Source organism: Pseudarthrobacter sp. efr-133-R2A-89 (genome assembly GCF_030209315.1).
Lineage (GTDB): Bacteria > Actinomycetota > Actinomycetes > Actinomycetales > Micrococcaceae > Arthrobacter.
The window spans coordinates 182112-203452 of record NZ_JARVSE010000011.1; the positions used below are offsets into that span (position 1 = coordinate 182112).

Sequence of the window (21341 nt, forward strand, 5' to 3'; positions counted from 1 at the left end):
GGGTCAGCTGCGGCCTGCAGCCGTGGCAGGGCTCAGGTAGAAGGTGAGGCGGAACTTGCCGATCTGGACTTCACTGCCGGACTTGAGCTCCACGCTGTCCACCCGGTCATGGTTGACGTAGGTGCCATTGAGGCTGTTCTTATCCACGACTTCGAAGCTGCGCGCGGTGCGGCGGAACTCGACGTGCCGGCGCGAGACCGTGACATCGTCCAGGAAGATATCCGCATCCGGATGGCGGCCGGCGGTGGTTACGTCCGAATCCAGGAGGAACCGGGCACCGGCGTTCGGGCCGCTGTGGGCCACCAGCAGCGCGGAACCGGCAGGCAGGGCCTCCACGGAATTGCGCTCGTCCGAGGAAAGCTTCGGGGCGATGGTGGGCTCATCGGTGACCGGCGTGAGATGGATCGAGGTGGTCTCCGACGCCTTAGCCGCACCCGTGCCGTAATCCCCATCGGCAGGGTTGTGTCTGTGGCCAGCCATGGATTCCTCCTCTTAGATGTGCAGGGCCTTGGCCCGCAACCGACGATTGCTCACCGACCCTGCCCGGCAGGTCCGGCACCGGCTCCCGATCCGGCCACTGACGTGCGAAGACGTCCTGCCTGCAATGCGGGGCCGGACCGGATTAACCGGTTAGCTTTAGCCTACCTGTTGTTCGTACTCCGATGCACTGAGCAGCGACTCGACGGCGTCAGGTTCGGCCAGTTTGACCTCGATAAGCCAGCCATCACCGTAGGGATCGGTGTTGATCAGGGCAGAATCGCTGTCCAGGGAGTCGTTGCGCGCCACGACTTCACCGGAAACGGGCGCGTAGATGTCGCTCACGCTCTTGGTGGACTCGACTTCGCCCACCACTTCGTTTGCCGTAATCTTCGTGCCGACTTCGGGCATCTGGGCGTAGACGACGTCGCCAAGGGCGTCCTGGGCGAAGTCGGTGATTCCCACGCGGACCACGCCGTCGGCATTGGGGGCCGTAACCCACTCATGTTCGGCGGTGTAGGACAGGTCTTCGGGAATGTTGCTCATGGGGGGCCTTTCATCGGGGTGCGCGCCAAGGTCACGAGGGGCCCGGAAATCGGGCCGCCGCTGAAAGTATAGGCATAACTGCCGGGGCGGGCACCGGGGTTTCTGACAAGATGGGACCCATGAGTGCAAGCACTGGTGCAGCATCCTTGCGGCGGGGCAGGTAAGCCATGCCGGAACTGCCCGAAGTGGCCGGCCTGGCCACGTTCCTGGACGAACAGCTGCGCGGGTGCACGATCTCAAGGTTGCAGATCGTGTCCTTCGCCGTCCTCAAAACCGCCGACCCGCCCTTCAGCGCCCTTGAGGGACAGCTGGTTTCCGGGGTCCGGCGGTTTGGAAAATTCATCAGCATCGACGCCGCGGGCGTGTCGCTGGTGTTCCACCTGGCGCGCGCGGGGTGGGTTCGCTTCACCGACTCCCCCGCGGACAGCCAGCTGAGGATGGGCAAGGGGCTGATCGCCGTCCGGTGCACCTTCAACGGCCCGGACGGCCCGCGGGGCCTGGACCTGACCGAAGCGGGCACCAAGAAGAGCCTCGCGGTTTACGTGGTGCGCGATCCGCAGGATGTGCCGGGCATTGCGGCGCTGGGTCCCGATCCGTTCACGGAGGCGTTCGACGCCGGCATGCTGGCGGAGATCCTGCAGGGCAGTTCGCAGCAAATCAAGGGGCTCCTGCGCAGCCAAAGCGTCATTGCAGGCATCGGCAATGCCTACAGCGACGAAATCCTGCACGCCGCGCGGATCTCCCCGTTCGCCATCGCCAAGTCCCTGGACCGGGAGACGGTCCAGGTGCTTTATGACGCGATCCACAGCGTGCTGGGCCAGGCGCTGGTGGAAGCCCGCGGCAAGCCGCCCAAAGACCTCAAGGACGTCAAGCGAAGCCACATGCGGGTGCACGCCCGCGCCGGCCAGCCCTGCCCTGTCTGCGGCGATACCGTCCGTGAAGTCTCTTTCGCGGACACGGCGCTGCAGTACTGCCCCACCTGCCAGACGAAGGGCAAGATCCTGGCAGACCGGAGGACGTCGAAGTTCTTGAAATAGGCAGTCCCGGAACCAGGCACCCGGCCGGACCGGGAACGGCCGGGAACGCCAAAAAAGCGGAAAGCGCCGGAGATGATCTCCGGCGCTTTCCGCTTTTTGGTCGGGCTGACAGGATTTGAACCTGCGACCCCTTGACCCCCAGTCAAGTGCGCTACCAAGCTGCGCTACAGCCCGCTGGTTCCGCCGTTCTCCGCTGATCCGGATCCAGGGATTCCTCCAAGGATTTCCATCAGCAGTCCGGCCGAACCACCTAGAAGAGCTTACACGATCCGGAGGGGTGCCTGTGACACTTTCCGGTGATCAGCCCCAAGGTGTGTCGCAATTAACGCTTCCGGCCGCGCTTCTCACGCACGCGCATGCTGACCTCGATGGGGGTGCCTTCGAAGCCGAAGGTTTCGCGCAGCCGGCGGGTGATGAACCGGCGGTAACCGGGGTCCAGGAAGCCGGTGGTGAACAAGACGAACTTCGGCGGCCGGCTGGAGGCCTGGGTGCCGAAGAGGATGCGTGGCTGCTTGCCGCCGCGGACCGGGTGCGGGTGCGCGGCCACGAGTTCGCCAAGGAAGGCATTGAGGCGCCCGGTGGGGATGCGCCGGTCCCAGTTCTCCAGGGCCAGGTCCAGGGCCGGAACCAGGCGGTCTTTGTGCCAGCCGGTCTTGGCGGAGATGTTGACCCGCGGAGCCCACTCAACGTGGGCAAGGTCCTGCTCGATTTCCCGTTCCAGGTAGCGGCGGCGTTCGTCGTCGAGCAGGTCCCACTTGTTGAAGGCCAGCACCAGGGCGCGTCCGGACTCGATGGCCAGCTGCAGGATACGGACGTCCTGTTCACTGAGGACCTCGTCCACCGCGAGGAGGACGACGGCGACCTCCGCCTTTTCGAGCGCGGCCTGCGTCCGCAGGGAGGCATAGTAGTCCGCGCCCTGGGCCATGTGCTGGCGGCGGCGGATACCGGCGGTGTCCACGAAGCGCCACGTGCGGCCGCCGAGTTCGATGAATTCGTCAACGGGGTCACGGGTGGTGCCGGCGGTATTGTCCACCACCACGCGTTCGGATCCGGCGAGCTTGTTCAGCAGCGAGGACTTGCCCACGTTGGGACGGCCGATCAGGGCGATCCGGCGGGGACCGCCGGACCGTTCTACGCCCTCGACGGTGGAGAACTCGGGGAGGACGTCCATGACGTGGTCCAGGAGGTCGGCCACGCCGCGGCCGTGGAGCGCTGATACCGGGTACGGTTCACCGAAGCCGAGGCCCCACAGCGCGGCGCTGTCCGCTTCCTGGGCGAAGTCGTCCACCTTGTTGGCCACCATGATGACCGGCTTCTTGCTGCGGCGGAGCATCTTCATGACGCCTTCGTCCGTGGCGGTGGCGCCGACGGCGGAGTCCACCACGAAGAGGACGGCGTCGGCAAGTTCCACGGCCATCTCGGCCTGCTCGGCCACGCGGGCGTGGATGCCGCGGGCGTCATGTTCCCATCCGCCGGTGTCCACCAAAGTGAAGTTGCGGCCGTTCCAGTTCGCCGAGTACATGACGCGGTCCCGGGTGACGCCGGGGGTGTCCTCCACCACGGCCTCGCGCCGGCCCAGGATTCGGTTCACCAGCGTAGATTTGCCCACGTTCGGGCGGCCGATAATGGCCAGGACCGGATCCAGCTTAAGAGGGCCCTCAAGGTCTTCGTCGCCGTAATCCCCGCTGAGCAGGGCGGCGTCGTCCTCGTCGAGGTCGTAGTCCTCAAGGCCGGCCCGGAGGGAGGCGGCACGCAGCTCCGCTTCGTCGTCGTCTATTGCCGCCAGCCGTTCGGCGACCTGGTCGCTGCCGGAGGGTACGTATTCGTCGTCGCCGGCACCGGAATGCCCGGAAGTCTGGGTGGTGTCGCTCATTGCACTGTCCTTAGTGGTCATCTGCCGGCGTCCCCGGCTACTGCTGTCAGGTCTTGGTGACCAGCGAAAGGCAAGGGCTGCCCGCTGGTGGTGATGGTGTCCTGGACATGCCCGGCCAGGGCCGCACGGATTTCCTGCGCCGCCCTGTCCATTGAAGCACGCCCGCTTTCGCCGGCCCGGCGGGCCAGGGTAAGGGCTGTCCCGAAGCTGACGTGGAAGCGCCGCCCGGGCCGCGGAACGGAATCGAGGTGTTCGGCTCCCTGGCGGGTCCCGAGGATGGCCACCGGAACCACCGGCGCGCCGGTGTTCAGGGCCAGCCACGCCACGCCGCCGTTGATGTCCGCTGCTGCCCCGCTCCCCCGCGTACCCTCCGGAAGAATCCCAACGCAGCGTCCGGCGTCGAGCACAGCCTTGCTGCGCTGCAGCGCGCCCCGGTCCCCGCGCCGGTCCACGGGAAGTTGTCCGGAGGCGGTGAGGACCCGGCCCAGGAAGCCTTTGAACATCTCCTGCTTCACCAGGATGTGCATCGGCCGGGGGGCCGCGCCGAACATCACCGGCCCGTCCAGGAAGCTGATGTGGTTGGCCGCAAAGATGACGGGACCGCCGGTGGGGACGTTGCTCCTCCCGGTCACGGAGGTCCGGTAAACCACGTGGTCCAGCACCCAGCCCACGGGCCTGCTCCATACCGTGGTCAAACCGGACGGCAGGCCGGCTCCGGTGTCAGTCACGGTTGAGCACCTTGGTGACGATCACGAGCGCGGCGTCCACGGTCTGTTCGAAGTCCAAGTCCGAGGAGTCCAGGGTGACCACGCCGTCCGCTGCCTGCGTGAAGTTGACCACGGTTGAGTCCTTGGCGTCCCGGTGCGTGACCTGGGCGGCAAGTTGTTCGGCGTTCTGGGTGCCGCCCAGTTGGATGCCGCGCCGGCGCAGGCGGGCTTCCTCGCTGGCCGTGAGGAGCATGCGCACTTCGGCGCCGGGCGCGACGACGGTGGTGATGTCCCGGCCTTCCACCACCATGCGGCGGTGATGCTTTTCAATCAGGTCCCGCTGCCGGCGGATCAGTTCGGTCCGGGCGCCGAGGGTGGTGGCGACGGCGCTGACGGCCGAGGAGATTGCGGGCTCACGGATGGCGTCAGTGACGTCCACGCCGCCGACCCGCACGTATTCCTCCTGCGGGCTGGTGCTCAATTCCAGCACAAAGTCGCGGGACGCCTGCTCCACGGCAGGGGTGTCCGCCAGGTCGATGCCCTCGCTCACGCAGTACCAGGTCAGGGCACGGTACATGGCACCGGTGTCCAGGTAGGCAAGCCGGAGCCGGCGGGCGACCTCCTTGCTCACGCTGGATTTACCGGAGCCGGACGGCCCGTCGATGGCGACCACCAGGGGCCGGCCGATACGCAGCGCGCGCATGGTTTCGAGAAGTTCCTGTGTCATTACTGGAGTACCCGCCATCCGCGGTCGTTGAGGGCTTCGATCAGGTGGTCGTGCTTGTTCGGCAACACTGACAATTCCACCATGCCGACGTTTTGTCCGGATGAATGATCCAGCCGAAGATCTTCGACATTCACGCCGATTTCACCGATCTCGGTGAGCAGCTGCGCGATCTGGCCCGGTTTGTCATCCACCAGCACCGTCAGCCAGGAGTACGCCTGCGGTGGGCCGCCGTGCTTGCCGGGAATCCGCGCCTGCCCGGCGTTGCCCTCGCTGATGAGCTGGGCCAGGTCCAGGCGGGCGCCCGGTGCAGTGGGCTGCTCCAAGGTTCCGATGAGCCGGTTCAGGTCCTCGCGGACGCCGTAAAGGATCTCCACGACCTTGGCCGCGTTGCCGCCCAGGATCTGAACCCACAGGGTGGGATCGCTGGCGGCGATCCTGGTGACGTCGCGCAGGCCGTTGCCCGCCAGGGACAGGGCATGCAGCGGCGTGCCCTGCAGCCGGCTGGCCAGCAGCGAAGACATGACCTGGGGCAGGTGCGACACCAGGGCGACGGCTTCATCGTGTTCCTCCGCCGTGAACTGCGAGACGACGGCGCCGAGGTCCGAGGCAAGAGAGCGGGCCACCTGCAAGGCGTGGTCCGAAGTTTCCTCTGACGGGCAGAGCACCCACGGCATGGAAGTGAACAGCTCGCCGCGGGCGGCTACCGGACCGGACTTTTCCCTGCCGGCCATGGGGTGCGTGCCCACATACCGTGAAAGGTCGGCATCCAGGCTCCGAAGCCGGGCAAGGATGTCCGCCTTGACGCTGGCAATGTCCACGACCACGGCGTCAGGGTAGTCGGAGAGTGCCTGGCAGACGACGTCGGCCGTAACGTCCGGCGGGGCGGCAACCACCACGAGTTGGGCTTTTCCGCTGCCGAGCTCGGACAGCGGGCGGCCCGCCCCGATATCCACCGCCACTGCCTGGTTGGTGGGTGAGGGGTCGGACAGGAACACCGCTACGCCGCGCCCCCGCAGGCCCAGCCCGATGCTGGCACCCAGCAGTCCGGCGCCAATGACCACCACAGGCCCGTCCAGGTGGCCGCGGCCGTGGCTTTTGAACGCGGACATGGATCAGAGCCCTACGGATGCCAGCAGGTGGCCGACTTCCTGCTTGCCCAGGTTGCGGATGCTGCCCTGTCGCTGGTCTCCGAGCCCAATGGGGCCCACCTTGACGCGGACAAGCCGCTGCACCGGGAACCCGACGGCGTCGAAGAGGCGGCGGACGATCCGGTTCTTGCCGGAGTGGAGTACAACCTCGATCAGCACGTGGCCGGGCGTGGAGTCCACCAGTCGGAAGGAATCGACGCTGGCAAAACCGTCCTCAAGCTCGACGCCGGCCTTCAGCTGGGCACCAACACCCTGCGGGAACGGCCCGCGCACCTGGACCAGGTAGGTCTTGGGTACCTCGTAGGAGGGGTGGGTCAGCCGGTTGGCGAGCTCGCCGTCGTTGGTCAGCAGCAGCAGCCCCTCGGTGGCGACGTCCAGCCGGCCCACGTGGAAGAGGCGTTCGCCGGTGTTCTTGTTGTTCTTCAGGAAGTCGCTGATGCAGGGGCGGCCCTCCGGGTCCTCCATGGTGGATACCACGCCCTTGGGCTTGTTGAACACCATGTAGACCAGGTTTTCGTCGAGCTGGATCCGCAGGCCGTCGACGTGGATGACGGCGGTCTTGGGATCGACGCGGACACCGAGCTCGGTGACCACCTGGCCGTCCACTTCCACCCGGCCCTCCGCGATCATCTCTTCGCAGACACGCCGGGACGCCACTCCAGCCGACGCCATCACCTTCTGGAGGCGGACGCCGTCGGCATCGTGGAGTTCGGACTGGGGAACGTTGCCGCGGGGGCCCTTCCTGCGGGCCGGTTTGCGGACCGGGCCGAGGTTCTGGCCGAAGCGTTCGCTGCCGAAGGCGCGGGAGGCGGCGGCGCCGGGCGCGCCCGTCCGCGATTTGGGCTTGGGTGCGCCGGGAGTTCCGGGGGCCTTCTTGGACCCCGGCTTGCGGGCTGCGGGCTTGCGCGACGACGGCGCGGCCGGCTTGGAGCCTCCTGCTGCGCGTCCTTGCTGGTCCCCGGCAAGGTCGGGGTCGATGAAGCGCTCCTCGCGCGGCTTAGGTGCCCGCTGCGGGCGGTCGCCGCCGAACGCGGACGCACGCTTTGCCGCGCCGCCCCGTGAGCCTCCGCCCTGGTTGCCGCGCTGGGGTGAATTCCCGCGCTGTGACGCGTTGCGGTCGCTCCCGCCGCGTCCTGATCCGTTACGTGGTGAACCCTGGCGTCCCGCCTGTGTCATGACCCGTCCTTCGATGTTTTGGCCCGCAGAGATGTCCAAGGACAACCCTAGCCAGCCGTGCAGACTTCGTCTGCCCTGGTAAGTGAATTGACGCGGACAGGGCGTGCCCTGCCTACATCATGTCGGCGTCGTAGAACTCTGCGATCCCGTCGAGCCCCGGTAGGTGCGGCGACAGGTGGGGCAACTCCCCCACTGAACCGATTCCCATCCGTTCAAGGAAATAGGAGGTGGTCCGGTAAAGGATTGCGCCGGACTCGGGATCGGTTCCCGCATCCTCGATCAGCCCGCGCTGGGCGAGTGTCCGTACGACAGAATCAACATTGACTCCGCGAATTGCAGACACCCTGGCCCGTGAAACGGGTTGGCGGTACGCGATGACAGCCAGTGTTTCCAATGCCGCCTGGGTGAGCCTGGTGGTCTGCCCGTCGAGCACGTACTTGCCCACGATGTCGGCAAATTCGGCGCGTGAGTAGATCCGCCAGCCACCGGCGATGTTCCGCAATTCAAAACCCCGGGGCCTGGAGCCAAAACCAGCGTGGCTGGCATTCTCCATATCCGGGGCGTTAACAGTATAGCCGTCATACTCGCGTTGAAGTTCTTCCAGCAGGGAGCGCACCGAGGCGGGCGTGAGGCCGACCCCCGCGGCGAGCTCATCCTCCGTGGCCGGCTCGTCCAGGACCATCAGGACGGCCTCAAGGGCGGCCTTGGCGCCCCCGGGAAGCCCTTCGGCGTCGTGGGCATCGCCAAAGTCCTCTTCCGGCTCCGGCTGTTGCGGTTCCAGGTTCACGATTGTTCCTCGTATTCTTCGCTGAGATGCTCCGCCGACCAGTCCCGGCCATCGGCTGTCCAGTGGATTGCCAGCTCTGCCAGCGGGGACAGCTGGTCGAACGAGACGGCCTTGTCGCGGAACAGCTCCAACAGCGCCAAGAACCGGGCGACCACCACCAGGGTTGACTCGGCGTCGGCGATCAGGGAGCGGAAGGTCAGCGGGGACTGCCGTTGCAGGCGCAGCCCCAGCATCTCGGCCTGCTCCTTGACGCTGACGTTGCCCCCGTGGAGGTGGCCAAGGGCCACCTGCGGCGGCTGCGCCGGAGCCTTGGGCCGGAGTGCGGCCCCGGCCAGGGCGGCGAATTGTTCAGGCGTGTGCTTCCAGACGAGTTCGGGAAGCATCGCCGCGAACTGCTCCTCCAGTGCCACCTGCCGCGGGAAGCGCCGGCCCTCCCGGTGCAGGGTCTCGCCCAGGATTCCGGCCACGTGCTTGAAGGCCTTGTACTGGAGCAGCCGGGCGAAGAGCAGGTCCCTCGCTTCGAGGAGGGCGATGTCTTCGTCGTCCTCGACCTCGCCGGCGGGGAGGAGCCGTGCCGCCTTCAGGTCGAGCAGAGTCGCGGCGATCACCAGGAATTCGCTTGCCTCATCCAGCGCCCATTCTTCGCCGAGTTCCTGGAGCTTCCGGATGTATTTGATGAACTCATCCGTCACCGTGGCGATGGCCACCTCGGTGATGTCCAGCTGGTGCTTGGCAATGAGGCCCAGGAGGAGGTCGAAAGGGCCGGTGAAGTTGGCCAGCCGCACCTCGAAGCCGGGCTTTGGTTCGGCCACGGCGTTGGTTATGGTGCGCCGCCGCGGGCGATCAGTTCCTTGGCCAGCCGGCGGTAGGCGTCAGCCCCCACGTGGTTCCCCGCGTAGCTGGTGATGGGTTCGGCGGCGACTGTGGCGTCGGCGAACTTGATGGAGCGCTTGATGACGGTCTCGAAGACCTTGTCGCCGAAGGCCTCCACCAGGCGGGTGATGACCTCCCGGCTGTGCAGGGTGCGGGCGTCGTACATGGTGGCCAGCACGCCGTCCACCTGCAGGCGCGGGTTCAGCCGGTCCTGGACTTTGTCGATGGTTTCTACCAGGAGCGCCACCGCGCGGAGCGCAAAGAACTCGCAGATCAGAGGAATGATGACACCGTGTGCTGCCGTGAGGGCGTTGACGGTCAGGAGGCCGAGGGACGGCTGGCAGTCGATGAGGACGACGTCGTAATCGTCTTCGACTTTCTTGAGTGCACGGTCCAGGACCTGCTCGCGTGCCACTTCGTTGACCAGCTGGACTTCCGCGGCGGAGAGGTCGATGTTGGCCGGCAGGAGGTCGACATTCTCGACGCCGGTCTGGTGGATGGCGTCGCGGATGTCCACCTTCCGGTCCATCAGGACGTTGTAGACGGTCAGGTCAAGCTCGTGCGGATTGACTCCCAGGCCCGCCGAGAGCGCACCCTGGGGGTCGAAGTCCACCAGCAGGACGCGGCGGCCGTATTCCGCGAGCGCTGCGGCGAGGTTGATGGTGGAGGTCGTCTTCCCGACGCCGCCCTTCTGGTTGACCATGGCAATGACGCGGGCCGGGCCGTGGGAGGACAGCGGCGCGGGTTCCGGGAACTCCCGGTATGGGCGCCCGGTGGGGCCCATCACCGCGTTTTCCAGGTCGAATTCCGTGCCCTCCAGAGTTGCTGAACCCTGTTCGCTGCTCACGTATCTGTCCACACTTTCGATGACGGTGATTTCCTGCCGCTGGCTCGCCAGCGCCGTTCGTTCTGATCCTTAGGTTACAGCGCCCGACACGGCATTCGACGGAACTTGACTTTCCGCGAATGTTGAGCCTTGACCCTCTAGTTGAGGTCGAAGGTTGAGGGCTGGACGCAACAAAACCGCCCCTGCAGCGGAGGCTGCAGGGGCGGTTTCGGGCGTTGTCGCAGGTGCCGGTCAGGCCTTGGCGACCTCGAGGGCGCTTTCTTCCTTGGGTGCCATTTCGCCGTGTCCGGCGATCATGGTCTGCTCATCGAACGGGGCCTCGCCGGAGAGGACGCGGGTGACCTGGCCGCCGTCGATCTCCTTGACCCAGGTGCCGATCAGGACGGTGGCGACGGCGTTGCCGGTGAAGTTGGTCAGTGCACGGGCTTCGGACATGAAGCGGTCGATGCCGACGATCATTCCCACGCCGCCGAGCAGCTCGGGACGGTGTGCCTGCAGGCCTGCGGCGAGGGTGGCCAGGCCGGCGCCGGTCACACCGGCGGCGCCCTTGGACGCAATGATCATGAAGATCAGCAGGGAGATCTGGGCGCCGAGGTCCAGCGGGGTCCCCATGGCGTTGGCAACGAAGAGGGACGCCATGGTCAGGTAGATGGCCGTTCCGTCCAGGTTGAAGGAGTATCCGGTGGGAACGGTGACGCCGACGACGGGCTTCGAGACACCCAGGTGTTCCATCTTCGCGATCAGCCGCGGGAGCGCAGCCTCGGAGGAGGACGTTGAGAAAATGAGGAGGTATTCGCGGGCCAGGTACTTCATGAGTTTGAAGATGTTGACGCCGGCCACCACCTGGAGGAGTCCGCCGAGGATCACGACGATGAACAGGGCACAGGTGATGTAGAACGCCACCATCAGGGTGAACATGCTCACGATGGCCTGGACGCCGGTAGCGCCCACGACGGCGGCGATGGCACCGAAGGCGCCGACCGGGGCGAGCCACATGATCATGATGAGGATGCGGAACACCAGGGCCTGGCCGTGGCCGATGGCCTTGAGGATCGGAGCGCCCTGGGGGCCCATCTTTTGCAGTGCGAAGCCCACCAGGATCGCCGCCAGCAGGGTGGGCAGCACGGGGATGTCGCTGGGGATGATGCCCAGCAGGAAGTCGACGGTGCTGTCCGTGGCTGCCTTCTTGTTGGGGTCATAGGGGCTGAGCTTCAGGCCCTCGCCGGGGTGGATCAGGTTGCCCACCACCAGGCCGATGGCCAAGGCGAAGGTGGACATGATGACGAAGTAGCCCAGCGCCAGGCCGCCCACCTTGCCCACGGTGGCCGCCTTGGCGATGGATCCGATGCCCAGGACGATGGTGCAGAAGATGACCGGCGCGATCATCATCTTGATGAGCTTGATGAACCCGTCGCCCAGCGGCTTGAGGTTCTTGGCGACCTCCGGGAACAGCAGGCCCACCAGTGCGCCCAGGATAACTGCAGCGATGACGGCGATGTACAGGTAGTGGGACTTGTCCAGTCCCTTGCGCCGCGGCGTCGCGGTTCCGAGCGACTCTCCTCGTTGAGAAGCCATGATGTGTCTCCTTGTGGATATTCTGATAGACGCTGCGGCACAGGCTCTGGGCTCGATACGTCCTTGCAATGTGATATCCATCATTGGGCACCCCGTGATCCAGCTCACCGTTGCGTTCATATTGGTCGCGGCACCCGCAGGGTCAGATGGAGGTACGCATGATCCACCGTTGGAGTATCGCCCGCCGGCTCTTCGTGGCGAACCTTCTGATCGTCGTGTGCTTCATCGCCATCGTGGGAACTGCCGCCTACCTCGACGCACGGGACCGGACCTATGACGAAGCCGGCCGCCGGATGGAGGGCGTGGCTGCCTCCATCGCCGCCAATCCTTTGGTGCTCCAGGCAGCAGCCACGCCGGATCCCTCCGTCCTCCTGCAGCCGTACGCCAAGGATGTCACCGCCGCGGCACAGGTGGACTTCATCACCATCATGGCCCCCGACCGGACCCGCTGGACGCATCCCCGGGATGAGGAACTGGGCCGCCCCTACATCGGTTCCATCGATGCCGCCCTGCAGGGGCGCACCTTTACGGAAGTCACGGCAGGTACCCTGGGCCCTTCCGTCCGGACCATCGTTCCGGTCAAGGATTCAGCGGGAACAATCAAGGCGCTGGTGGCTGTGGGTGTGACGGTCCGCAACGTCGACGTTGCGTTCGCTGCCCGGCTCCCCGTGCTGCTGGCCCTGGGCATTGCCCTGCTGGTGGGCGGGTCCCTGGCCTCCTGGCTGCTGGGCCGGTACCTCCGCCGCGTGACCCGCGGATGGGGCCCCGAACAGTTGGCCCAGCTGTTCGCCTACTACGAGTCGGTACTCCACTCGGTCCGGGAAGGGCTGATCCTGATCGATGCCAGGAAGCGGGTGGTGATGTACAACGACCAGGCCGCCGAGCTGCTGGGCCTCACCGAGACCGGAAACAACGATCCCACCAAGCCGCCGTCGTTGGCCGATCTCCCGCTGGACAGCGAGCTTCGCAGCCTCTTCGAGTCCGGACGCACCACCAAGGACGAGATGGTCCTGACAGGTTCCCGCGTGCTGGTGGTCAACCAAGGCCCCGCCCGGGGCCCGGAGGCCCCCGGTGCGCGCGGCAAGGTACCGGTGTACGGCACAGTTGCGACACTCCGGGACAGGACGGAGATCGAAGCACTGGGCAACGAGCTGCAGACCATGCGGACCCTGTCCGATGCGTTGCGGGCGCAGACCCACGAACACGCCAACCGGCTGCACACCATGGTCTCGCTCCTTGAGCTGGGCCGGACCGGGGAGGCACTGGAGTTTGCCACGAAGGACCTGGCGTTAAGCCAGCAGCTGACCGATGACATGGTGAGCTCCATCGACGAACCGGTGGTGGGCGCCCTGGTCATGGGCAAGGTGGCCGAGGCCCACGAACGCGGGGTGCAGCTGGATGTGTCCACCCTGGGTTCGGGCTCAACGCCGGGGGTGGCAGTCCAGGACCTTGTGACGATCATGGGCAACCTGCTGGACAACGCCATTGACGCGGCAGCCGATGCTCCCGCTCCGCGGCGGGTCCAGCTGACCCTGGAAGCTGACGAGGAAGGACTGGACATCGCCGTCAACGATTCCGGGACCCCCATCGACCCGGCCGATGCCGGACTGATCTTCCGGCATGGCTTCAGCACGAAGCCGGCCGGCCCCGGAGGCCGCGGGGTCGGACTGGCGCTGGTCCGACAGGCTGTGGGGCGTTTGGGCGGTACGCTGGCCATCAATGGACGGAACGGCGCCAAGTTCGAAGTATTCCTGCCCGCGGCGGTGCCCCCGGAGAAGGAGCACACCCAGTGAGCAACATCCGGGTCCTCGTCGTTGAGGATGAAGCGATCGCCTCCGCAGCCCACGCCGCCTACGTGGGACGGCTGCCCGGATTCGAGCTTGCCGGGACCGCCCCGGACGGCCAGTCGGCCCTGCGGCTGCTGAACGAGTTCGTGGCAGCCGGAGAGCCCGTGGAACTGGTCCTGCTGGACATGAACCTGCCGGACCTGCACGGCCTGGACATTGCCCGGCGCATGCGTTCGGCCGGAATCCTCGCCGACATCATCGCCATTACCGCCGTCCGCGAACTGGCCATCGTCCGCAGTGCCGTCGCCATCGGCGTGGTCCAGTACCTGATCAAGCCGTTCACGTTCGCCACGTTCTCCGACAAGCTCGAAAGCTACCGCCAGTTCAGGCAGCAGTTGGCCGGGTCCGGTGCCGGGGCCGGCAGAGGGGGCGCCTCGCAGAGTGATGTGGACCAGGCCTTTGCCAGCTTGCGGGCTCCCTCGGAACTGCCGTTGCCCAAGGGGCTCTCCACCTCCACCCTCGGTTCGGTCCAGGAGTTCCTCCGCCAACAGCCCGACGCAGTATCTGCCACCGAGGTCATGGATGCCCTGGGCATGTCCCGCGTAACGGCGCGGAGGTACCTGGAATACCTTGCCGATGCCGGCACCGTTTCCCGCACGGCCCGTTACGGCACCCCCGGCAGGCCGGAGAACGAATACCGGTGGACCGCCCGCTGAGGTGCAGGGCGGACATCCCTGCGGCTCAGTCTCCTCCTGCGCGCCCCGGCCGCAGTACGCCGGCCAGTTGGTCAATGACCCGGGGGTCTTCGATGGTTGACGGCACGGTGTACTCCTCTCCGTCGGCTATCTGCCGCATGGTCTTGCGGAGGATCTTTCCGGATCGGGTCTTGGGCAGGGCCTCCACCACCGTGACGTGCTTGAAATCCGCCACCGCGCCAATGTCCCGCCGCACCAGGGCGATCAGGTCTTTCTCGAGGAGTTCCGGGGGTATGTCCACCCCGGATTTGAGCACCACATAGCCGCTGGGGCGCTGGCCCTTCAGGGAGTCCGCGACGCCGATCACCGCGCATTCGGCAACGGCCGGGTGCTGGCCGATCACCTGCTCCATGGCACCGGTGGAGAGCCGGTGCCCGGCAACGTTGATGATGTCGTCGGTGCGGCCCATCACGAAGAGGTAGCCGTCCCCGTCCCGATAGCCGGAGTCTCCGGTGGCGTAGCTCCCCTCGAAGGCCTGCAGGTAGGAGGAGATGTACCGTTCGTCGTTCCGCCACAGGGTGGCAAGGGTGCCCGGGGGAAGCGGCAGGTCGAGGACGATGTTGCCTTCGGTGCCGGCCTCCACTTCCTCGCCGGCGGCGTCGAGGATCCGCAGCCTGAAGCCGGGCATCGGAACACTGGGCGAACCCGCCTTGATCGGCAGTGTGTCCAGTCCGCGCGGATTGGCGCAGATGGCCCAGCCGGTTTCCGTCTGCCACCAGTGGTCCACCACCGGCACGCCGAGGATGTGGGAGGCCCAGTGGAAGGTGTCCGTGTCCAGCCGTTCCCCCGCGGCGAAGAGAGTCCGCAGGCTGGAGATGTCGAAGTTCTTCAGCAACACTGCCTCCGGGTCCGCCTTCCGGATGGCACGCAGCGCGGTCGGGGCGGTGAAGAGCACGTTGACCTTGTGGTCCTGGATCACCCGCCAGAACGCGCCGGCGTCCGGGGTTCCTACCGGTTTGCCCTCGTAGATCACGGTGGTGGCGCCGGCCAGCAGCGGACCGTAGACGATGTAGGAGTGGCCCACCACCCAGCCCACGTCCGAGGCGGTCCACATGACGTCGCCCGGGCCGACGTCGTAGATGTTTTCCAGGGTCCATCGCAGGGCGACGGCGTGGCCGCCGTTGTCCCGCACCACGCCTTTGGGGGTGCCGGTGGTTCCGGAGGTGTAGAGGATGTAGAGCGGATCCGTGGCCATGACGTCCACCGGTGCGGCGGGATCCGCGGATGCCATTTCGCTGTCCCAGTCCAGCCAGCCGGCGTGGTCCGCCGCGGAGTCCTTGAAGCCGTCCCGGCCCTTGACCAGCACCGGGGTCGCCGGCGTTCCGGCGAGCTCCAGCGCCTCGGCGACGGCCGGCAGGTATTCGATCCGGCGGGAGGGCTCGAGCCCGCCCGAGGCGGTGACGACGGCGGCGGGGGCGGCGTCGCGGATCCGGGCGGCAAGTTCCTTGGGGGCGAAGCCGCCGAAGACCACCGAATGGATTGCGCCCAGGCGGGCAGTGGCCAGCATGGCAATGGCGGCCTCAGGAATCATGGGCAGGTAGATCACCACCCGGTCGCCCTTGCCCACGCCGTTACGCCGGAGCACTCCGGCGAAACGGGCCACAAGATCGGTGAGTTCTGCATAGCTGAAGCGCTGCTGGATGCCCAGCATGGCGGAGTCGTAGATCAGTGCCGTCTGGTCTCCGCGGCCCGCGGCCACATGCCGGTCCAGCGCATTGACGCAGGTATTCAGCTCCCCGTCAGGGAACCAGCCGTAGAGCGGGGCGCGGCTCGAATCCAGGGCGCGTATGGGCTGGACGCTCCAGTCGACGGCCCGGGCGGCGTCGAGCCAGAAGTCCTCCGGCTGCTGCACGCTGCGCCCATAACATTCCCGATAGCTGCTGGTGCCCATGAAGTCATCCCGTCCACGACATTGTGATGCAGGTCATGCTAGTTCCTCCGGAGGCTCAGCACAAGCCTTGTGTATACACAAGCGCGGCCTAAAGCTGGGCATTGGTGAATTTACTTGGTCCAACCGCAGTCTGTGTATACACTGAGGATCATCTACCGAGGAAGGAGACCTCCGTGCGCGCCAGCGAGAAGGCCTACGCCGCCCTCCGGGACGACATCGTCGAATGGCGGCTGGCCCCCGGGACCGTCCTTGCCGAGGTGGAGCAGTCCGATCGGCTCGGCGTCTCCCGCACCCCGCTGCGCGAGGCCCTCGGCCGGCTCACCGCGGAAGGCCTGACGACGCCGGGCGGCCGCGGCGTGGTGGTCACCGATATCTCCCTTGAGGACATCGACGAACTGTTCGAACTGCGCGAAACCCTTGAAGGCAAGGCCGCTGCGCTGGCCGCCAGCCGCGGCGATACCGCCACTTTCGAACAGTTGCGCGGCGAGCTGGTCCGCGCCCCGGAGATGATCAACGGCAACGATCCCACGCGCCACGAGTACTACGAGCTGGTGGGACGCCTGGATACCGCCATCGATGCCGCCATCTCCAACTCCTACCTGGCCCAGGCCATGCGAAGCCTTCGCGTGCACCTGGTCCGCATCCGCCGGTTGGCCGCCGATGACGCCGAGCGCCTGACGGCCGCGGCGGCCGAGCACGCGGCGATTGCCGAGGCAATCGCTGCCGGCAACCCCAGGCTCGCCGAAGCAGCCACGATTGTGCACCTGCACCGCAGCCTCTCCCACGTCAAAGCAACCCACGCATCCCACCACAAGGAGCACCATGGTTAAGGAACACCACGTCCGCGTCTACAAGAGCGAAGAGAACCTGGCCCGCGAGGACCAGCTTGCCTTCAAGATCGCCAAGGTGGCCGCGGATCCTGTGGCGGTGACCGATGACGTCACCGACATGGTGATCAACCGGATCATCGACAACGCCTCCGTGGCCATCGCGTCCCTGAACCGGGCCCCCATCGTCGCCGCCCGCGCCCAGGCACTCACCCATGGCCCCACCACCGGCGGCAAGGGCTCCAAGGTCTTCGGTATCGAAGAGCGCGTCGCCCCGGAATGGGCGGCCTGGGCCAACGGCGTCGCGGTCCGCGAACTCGACTACCACGACACCTTCCTGGCCGCGGACTACTCCCACCCGGGCGACAACATCCCGCCGATCCTCGCCGTTGCCCAGCACGTCGGCTCCAACGGCCAAGACTTGGTGCGCGGCATCGCCACCGGGTACGAGATCCAGGTGAACCTGGTCAAGGCCATCTGCCTGCACAAGCACAAGATCGACCATGTGGCCCACCTCGGCCCCTCCGCCGCGGCCGGCATCGGCACGCTGCTGGGCCTCGATGTGGAGACCATCTTCCAGTCCGTGGGCCAGGCGCTGCACACCACCACCGCCACCCGCCAGTCACGCAAGGGCGAGATCTCCACCTGGAAGGCCCACGCCCCCGCCTTCGCCGGCAAGATGGCCGTCGAGTCCGCCGACCGTGCCATGCGCGGCCAGACCTCGCCTGTGCCGATCTACGAAGGCGAAGACGGCGTGATCGCCTGGATGCTGGATGGCCCCGATGCCAACTACTCGGTACCGCTGCCCGAGGACGGCGAGGCCAAGCGCGCCATCCTGGACACGTACACCAAGGAGCACTCCGCCGAATACCAGGCCCAGGCCTGGATCGACCTGGCCCGCAAGTTGCACGGCGAGCACCCGGAGGTCACCGACCCGGCCAACGTCGAGTCCGTGCTGATCAAGACCAGCCACCACACCCATTACGTGATCGGCTCCGGCGCGAACGACCCCCAGAAGTACAGCCCCACCGCGTCCAGGGAAACCCTGGACCACTCCATCCCGTACATTTTCACCGTGGCCCTGCAGGACGGTGCCTGGCACCACGTCGACTCCTATTCCCCCGACCGCGCAGGCCGGCCGGACACGGTGGAACTCTGGCACAAGGTCACGACGGTGGAGGATCCCGAATGGACCCGCCGCTACCACAGCCTGGACATCGCCGAGAAGGCCTTCGGCGGCTCGGTGGAGATCACGCTCAAGGACGGCACCGTCATCACCGACGAGATCGCCGTCGCCGACGCCCACCCGCTGGGCGCCCGGCCGTTCGCCCGCGAGCAGTACGTCAACAAGTTCCGCACCCTGGCCGCCGGGCTCGTGGAGGAGGCCGAGATCGAAAGGTTCCTCGCCGCCGTCGAACGCCTCCCCGAACTCGCCGCAGGCGAGCTGGACCAGCTGAACATCACTGCCGCCCCCGGCGTCATCGACCTGGCGGCAGCACCGAAGGGACTCTTCTAATGCTGTATTCGAAGACCACCCCGGAGCAGAAGCGGATCCGGTTCCGGGAACTGCTCGCCTCCGGGACCATCCAGCAGTTCCCCGGCGCCTTCAACCCGCTCTCCGCACGGCTGATCGAGGAAAAGGGCTTCGCCGGGGTGTACATCTCCGGCGCCGTCCTCGCCAACGACCTCGGCCTGCCGGACATCGGCCTGACCACCCTCACCGAGGTGGCCACCCGGGCCGGGCAGATCGCCCGGATGACGGACCTGCCCTCCATCGTCGACGCCGACACCGGCTTCGGCGAACCCATGAACGTGGCACGCACCGTGCAGGAACTCGAAAACGCGGGCCTGGCCGGCCTCCACATCGAGGACCAGTTCAACCCCAAGCGCTGCGGCCACCTCGACGGCAAGAACGTGGTGGACCTCGAGACCGCCACCAAACGGATCCGCGCCGCGGCCGACGCCCGGCGCGACCCGAACTTCCTCATCATGGCGCGCACCGATATCAGGGCCACCGACGGACTCGAGGCGGCACAGCAGCGCGCCAAGGCCCTCGTTGACGCCGGCGCAGACGCAATCTTCCCGGAAGCCATGAAGGACCTCAGCGAATTCCAGGCCATCCGCGATGCCGTGGACGTCCCGATCCTGGCCAACATGACCGAATTCGGCAAAAGCGACCTCTTCACGGTGGACCAACTGGCCGGCGTCGGCGTCAACATGGTGATCTACCCGGTAACGCTGCTCCGTAGTGCCATGGGCGCTGCTGAGCGTACTCTGGAATCGATCAAATCCGACGGCACCCAGGAGGCCCAGGTTTCGAGCATGCTGACCCGCGCGCGTCTCTATGACCTCGTCGACTACGAGGCCTACAACCGCTTTGACACCGGGGTCTTCAACTTCCAGATCCCCGGAATCTGACACCCCACCGGACTGCCGGCCCCGGCCGGTCAACAGGCGTTAGGAACAAAGGAGTTTCAGCATGGCTGAAAATGAGATCAAAAAAGGCCTCGCCGGCGTCGTGGTGGATTACACCGCGGTGTCGAAGGTCAACCCGGACACCAACTCGCTGCTCTACCGCGGCTACCCTGTCCAGGAACTGGCTGCCAAGTGCAGCTTCGAGGAAGTCGCCTACCTGCTGTGGAACGGGGAGCTCCCTGCCAAAGAGCAGCTCGCCGAATTTTCCGCGCGGGAACGCGCCGGCCGGGCCCTGGATCCGGTGGTCAAGACAGTCATCGACACGTTGCCCACCACGGCACATCCGATGGACGTGTGCCGCACCGCAGCCTCGGTAATGGGCGCACGGCACCCCCTGGCCGAAGATTCGTCCCGCGACGCCAACATGGCCAAGGCCATCGACCTGTTCGCCGCCATGCCCGCGGTGGTGGCCTACGACCAGCGCCGCCGGCACGGCCAGGACGTGGTTGAACCCCGCGATGACCTGGGCTACTCGGCAAACTTCCTCTGGATGGCCTTCGGCGAAGAACAGGTCCCGGAAGTGGTGGAGGCCTTCAACGTCTCGATGATCCTCTACGCTGAGCACTCCTTCAACGCCTCCACCTTCACCGCCCGTGTGATCACCTCGACGCTCTCGGACCTGCACTCCGCAGTGACCGGAGCCATCGGGGCCCTCAAGGGTCCGCTGCACGGCGGCGCCAACGAAGCCGTCATGCACACCTTCGATGAGATCGGCATCCGGCAGGAGGAATCCCTCGAAGAAGCCGCCGCCCGGGCCAAAGCATGGATGGAAGATGCCCTGGCGCAGAAGAAGAAAGTCATGGGCTTCGGCCACCGCGTCTACAAGCACGGCGACTCCCGCGTTCCCACCATGAAGGCCGCCCTGGACAAGATGATCGCCCACTACGGCCGCCCGGAGCTGCTGGGGCTGTACAACGGCCTGGAAACCGCGATGGACGAGGCCAAGGCCATCAAGCCGAACCTCGACTACCCCGCCGGGCCCACCTACCACCTCATGGGCTTCGACACCCCCACCTTCACTCCCCTGTTCGTGGCCAGCCGGATCACCGGCTGGACCGCGCACATCATGGAGCAGTTGGACTCGAACTCGCTGATCAGGCCGTTGAGCGAGTACAACGGCGTGGAGGAACGGCACCTTCCCTAGCGTGTGGTGGACGACGGCGGCCCGGGCACCGAAGTGCCCGGGCCGCCGTCGGGCGTTAAACGCCATGGCTGTCCGGAAACACCGTGGCTGTCCAGGCGAAGGTTGCCCGGCAGGTCAGCCCAATAGGCTTTCGGACGAGGCGACGGATTCGTTGTCGGCGTCCATGGTGACCACGACCCTCACGGTCCCGCCTTCGAGCACCACGGGGAGCCAGTGGTCCGCGTCCTGCCACATCCGCTCGACCGGCAGGGTATCCACCGGGAACCATTCGGGCAGGATTTCGTCGCTGGGGGCCGGCTCGCCGTGCCACAGGCGGGCGGTGAAGAGCCTGGTCTGCATGTTCCATTCCGGCCGGGCCGGAAAGACGAAGTGGACCGATCCGGCGTCGGCCAAGTCTTCCGCCTGCAGCACCACTCCGGTTTCTTCCAGGACTTCCCGCACCGCGGCCTGCTGGCCGGTCTCCCCCGGCTCGACATGGCCGCCGATGCCCACGATCTTGCCCTTGCCGAAACCTGTCTGCTTCAGCCCCAGAAGGACCTCAGTCCCGTCGGCCCCGTCACGGAGCAGGAAGCAAAGAGTCACGGCGGCTGCGGTCATGGCTCCAGCTTAACCGGCACCTCCGCGGATACCGGGCTGCATCACATCTGCGGGATACAGTCGTGGCCGGACTGGGCACTTCCTTCCTGGCC

General features: G+C 66.5%; 19 protein-coding genes, 1 tRNA gene and 1 pseudogene. 7 read left to right on the top strand and 14 right to left on the bottom strand.

All coding sequences use genetic code 11. The features are described 5' to 3' along the window. Positions 1 to 3: 3 nt before the first annotated feature. Both QRM95_RS19065 and gcvH read right to left on the bottom strand, forming a co-directional pair. The gene (locus tag QRM95_RS19065) at positions 4 to 480 is read right to left on the bottom strand and encodes an FHA domain-containing protein (protein ID WP_018763525.1); all 477 of its coding nucleotides are present in this window, start codon (positions 478 to 480) and stop codon (positions 4 to 6) included. A 156-nt stretch (positions 481 to 636) separates the two neighbouring features. Next, on the bottom strand, positions 637 to 1023 hold the full coding sequence (gene gcvH / locus QRM95_RS19070; RefSeq protein WP_018763524.1) for a glycine cleavage system protein GcvH: 387 nt from the start codon (positions 1021 to 1023) through the stop codon (positions 637 to 639). 167 nt (positions 1024 to 1190) lie between these two features. On the opposite strand from gcvH, the gene QRM95_RS19075 reads away from it, so the two are divergent. Then, the gene (locus tag QRM95_RS19075; protein ID WP_285249003.1) at positions 1191 to 2060 is read left to right on the top strand and encodes an Fpg/Nei family DNA glycosylase; all 870 of its coding nucleotides are present in this window, start codon (positions 1191 to 1193) and stop codon (positions 2058 to 2060) included. A gap of 97 nt (positions 2061 to 2157) precedes the next feature. Here QRM95_RS19075 and QRM95_RS19080 read toward each other — a convergent pair. The 10 genes and pseudogenes from QRM95_RS19080 to QRM95_RS19125 form a co-directional block, all read right to left on the bottom strand. Continuing rightward, a tRNA-Pro gene (locus tag QRM95_RS19080) sits at positions 2158 to 2234 on the bottom strand. 148 nt (positions 2235 to 2382) lie between these two features. After that, the gene (gene der, locus QRM95_RS19085) at positions 2383 to 3933 is read right to left on the bottom strand and encodes a ribosome biogenesis GTPase Der (RefSeq protein WP_285249004.1); all 1551 of its coding nucleotides are present in this window, start codon (positions 3931 to 3933) and stop codon (positions 2383 to 2385) included. A 10-nt stretch (positions 3934 to 3943) separates the two neighbouring features. Next, positions 3944 to 4661 (bottom strand): annotated as a pseudogene (locus tag QRM95_RS19090) (lysophospholipid acyltransferase family protein). After that, positions 4654 to 5367 (bottom strand): (d)CMP kinase, encoded by a 714-nt coding sequence (gene cmk, locus QRM95_RS19095; protein ID WP_018763520.1) that lies wholly within the window; start codon positions 5365 to 5367, stop codon positions 4654 to 4656. Before cmk ends, QRM95_RS19090 begins: the two are co-directional and overlap by 8 nt. After that, positions 5367 to 6476, bottom strand: coding sequence for a prephenate dehydrogenase (locus QRM95_RS19100; protein ID WP_285249005.1), 1110 nt, complete (start codon positions 6474 to 6476; stop codon positions 5367 to 5369). Before QRM95_RS19100 ends, cmk begins: the two co-directional genes overlap by 1 nt. A gap of 3 nt (positions 6477 to 6479) precedes the next feature. After that, positions 6480 to 7691 (bottom strand): pseudouridine synthase, encoded by a 1212-nt coding sequence (locus tag QRM95_RS19105; RefSeq protein WP_285249006.1) that lies wholly within the window; start codon positions 7689 to 7691, stop codon positions 6480 to 6482. A 112-nt stretch (positions 7692 to 7803) separates the two neighbouring features. Beyond that, entirely contained in the window at positions 7804 to 8472 is a 669-nt protein-coding gene (gene scpB / locus QRM95_RS19110) for an SMC-Scp complex subunit ScpB (protein ID WP_285249030.1), read from the bottom strand. A gap of 2 nt (positions 8473 to 8474) precedes the next feature. Continuing rightward, the gene (locus QRM95_RS19115; protein ID WP_285249007.1) at positions 8475 to 9290 is read right to left on the bottom strand and encodes a segregation and condensation protein A; all 816 of its coding nucleotides are present in this window, start codon (positions 9288 to 9290) and stop codon (positions 8475 to 8477) included. A gap of 8 nt (positions 9291 to 9298) precedes the next feature. Beyond that, on the bottom strand, positions 9299 to 10198 hold the full coding sequence (locus QRM95_RS19120) for a ParA family protein (protein WP_018763515.1): 900 nt from the start codon (positions 10196 to 10198) through the stop codon (positions 9299 to 9301). A 231-nt stretch (positions 10199 to 10429) separates the two neighbouring features. Continuing rightward, complete coding sequence (locus QRM95_RS19125) at positions 10430 to 11773, bottom strand: cation:dicarboxylate symporter family transporter (protein ID WP_285249008.1); 1344 nt, start codon at positions 11771 to 11773, stop codon at positions 10430 to 10432. A 158-nt stretch (positions 11774 to 11931) separates the two neighbouring features. Between QRM95_RS19125 and QRM95_RS19130 the strand changes: the two genes are divergently transcribed. Both QRM95_RS19130 and QRM95_RS19135 read left to right on the top strand, forming a co-directional pair. Then, positions 11932 to 13566, top strand: a complete 1635-nt coding sequence (locus QRM95_RS19130; protein WP_285249009.1) for a sensor histidine kinase — start codon at positions 11932 to 11934, stop codon at positions 13564 to 13566. Then, the gene (locus QRM95_RS19135) at positions 13563 to 14276 is read left to right on the top strand and encodes a response regulator (RefSeq protein WP_285249010.1); all 714 of its coding nucleotides are present in this window, start codon (positions 13563 to 13565) and stop codon (positions 14274 to 14276) included. The genes QRM95_RS19130 and QRM95_RS19135 overlap by 4 nt, the downstream gene beginning before the upstream one ends. A 25-nt stretch (positions 14277 to 14301) precedes the next feature. On the opposite strand, the gene QRM95_RS19140 is transcribed toward QRM95_RS19135, so the two are convergent. Further along, a complete protein-coding gene (locus QRM95_RS19140) occupies positions 14302 to 16206 on the bottom strand; it encodes a propionyl-CoA synthetase (protein ID WP_285249011.1) in 1905 nt (634 codons plus the stop codon). Between the two features lie 173 nt (positions 16207 to 16379). Between QRM95_RS19140 and QRM95_RS19145 the strand changes: the two genes are divergently transcribed. The 4 genes from QRM95_RS19145 to QRM95_RS19160 all read left to right on the top strand — a co-directional run bounded on the left by QRM95_RS19145 (position 16380) and on the right by QRM95_RS19160 (position 20652). Then, a complete protein-coding gene (locus QRM95_RS19145) occupies positions 16380 to 17036 on the top strand; it encodes a GntR family transcriptional regulator (protein WP_285249012.1) in 657 nt (218 codons plus the stop codon). Next, a complete protein-coding gene (locus QRM95_RS19150) occupies positions 17029 to 18549 on the top strand; it encodes an MmgE/PrpD family protein (RefSeq protein WP_285249013.1) in 1521 nt (506 codons plus the stop codon). Before QRM95_RS19145 ends, QRM95_RS19150 begins: the two co-directional genes overlap by 8 nt. Further along, on the top strand, positions 18549 to 19451 hold the full coding sequence (gene prpB, locus QRM95_RS19155) for a methylisocitrate lyase (RefSeq protein ID WP_109864181.1): 903 nt from the start codon (positions 18549 to 18551) through the stop codon (positions 19449 to 19451). The genes QRM95_RS19150 and prpB overlap by 1 nt, the downstream gene beginning before the upstream one ends. 61 nt (positions 19452 to 19512) lie before the next feature. Beyond that, entirely contained in the window at positions 19513 to 20652 is a 1140-nt protein-coding gene (locus tag QRM95_RS19160) for a bifunctional 2-methylcitrate synthase/citrate synthase (protein WP_285249014.1), read from the top strand. A 114-nt stretch (positions 20653 to 20766) separates the two neighbouring features. On the opposite strand, the gene QRM95_RS19165 is transcribed toward QRM95_RS19160, so the two are convergent. Further along, a complete protein-coding gene (locus tag QRM95_RS19165; RefSeq protein ID WP_285249015.1) occupies positions 20767 to 21249 on the bottom strand; it encodes an 8-oxo-dGTP diphosphatase in 483 nt (160 codons plus the stop codon). Positions 21250 to 21341 lie beyond the last annotated feature (92 nt).

Bases quoted from the DNA above. Each gene is read 5' to 3' on its own strand.
- QRM95_RS19130 (WP_285249009.1), top strand. From the start codon at position 11,932: ATGATCCACCGTTGGAGTATCGCCCGCCGGCTCTTCGTGGCGAACCTT.
- QRM95_RS19150 (WP_285249013.1), top strand. From the start codon at position 17,029: ATGGTTAAGGAACACCACGTCCGCGTCTACAAGAGCGAAGAGAACCTG.
- QRM95_RS19160 (WP_285249014.1), top strand. From the start codon at position 19,513: ATGGCTGAAAATGAGATCAAAAAAGGCCTCGCCGGCGTCGTGGTGGAT.
- QRM95_RS19075 (WP_285249003.1), top strand. From the start codon at position 1,191: ATGCCGGAACTGCCCGAAGTGGCCGGCCTGGCCACGTTCCTGGACGAA.
- gcvH (WP_018763524.1), bottom strand. From the start codon at position 1,023: ATGAGCAACATTCCCGAAGACCTGTCCTACACCGCCGAACATGAGTGG.
- QRM95_RS19165 (WP_285249015.1), bottom strand. From the start codon at position 21,249: ATGACCGCAGCCGCCGTGACTCTTTGCTTCCTGCTCCGTGACGGGGCC.
- QRM95_RS19065 (WP_018763525.1), bottom strand. From the start codon at position 480: ATGGCTGGCCACAGACACAACCCTGCCGATGGGGATTACGGCACGGGT.
- QRM95_RS19140 (WP_285249011.1), bottom strand. From the start codon at position 16,206: ATGGGCACCAGCAGCTATCGGGAATGTTATGGGCGCAGCGTGCAGCAG.
- prpB (WP_109864181.1), top strand. From the start codon at position 18,549: ATGCTGTATTCGAAGACCACCCCGGAGCAGAAGCGGATCCGGTTCCGG.
- cmk (WP_018763520.1), bottom strand. From the start codon at position 5,367: ATGACACAGGAACTTCTCGAAACCATGCGCGCGCTGCGTATCGGCCGG.
- QRM95_RS19105 (WP_285249006.1), bottom strand. From the start codon at position 7,691: ATGACACAGGCGGGACGCCAGGGTTCACCACGTAACGGATCAGGACGC.
- QRM95_RS19125 (WP_285249008.1), bottom strand. From the start codon at position 11,773: ATGGCTTCTCAACGAGGAGAGTCGCTCGGAACCGCGACGCCGCGGCGC.
- der (WP_285249004.1), bottom strand. From the start codon at position 3,933: ATGAGCGACACCACCCAGACTTCCGGGCATTCCGGTGCCGGCGACGAC.
- QRM95_RS19100 (WP_285249005.1), bottom strand. From the start codon at position 6,476: ATGTCCGCGTTCAAAAGCCACGGCCGCGGCCACCTGGACGGGCCTGTG.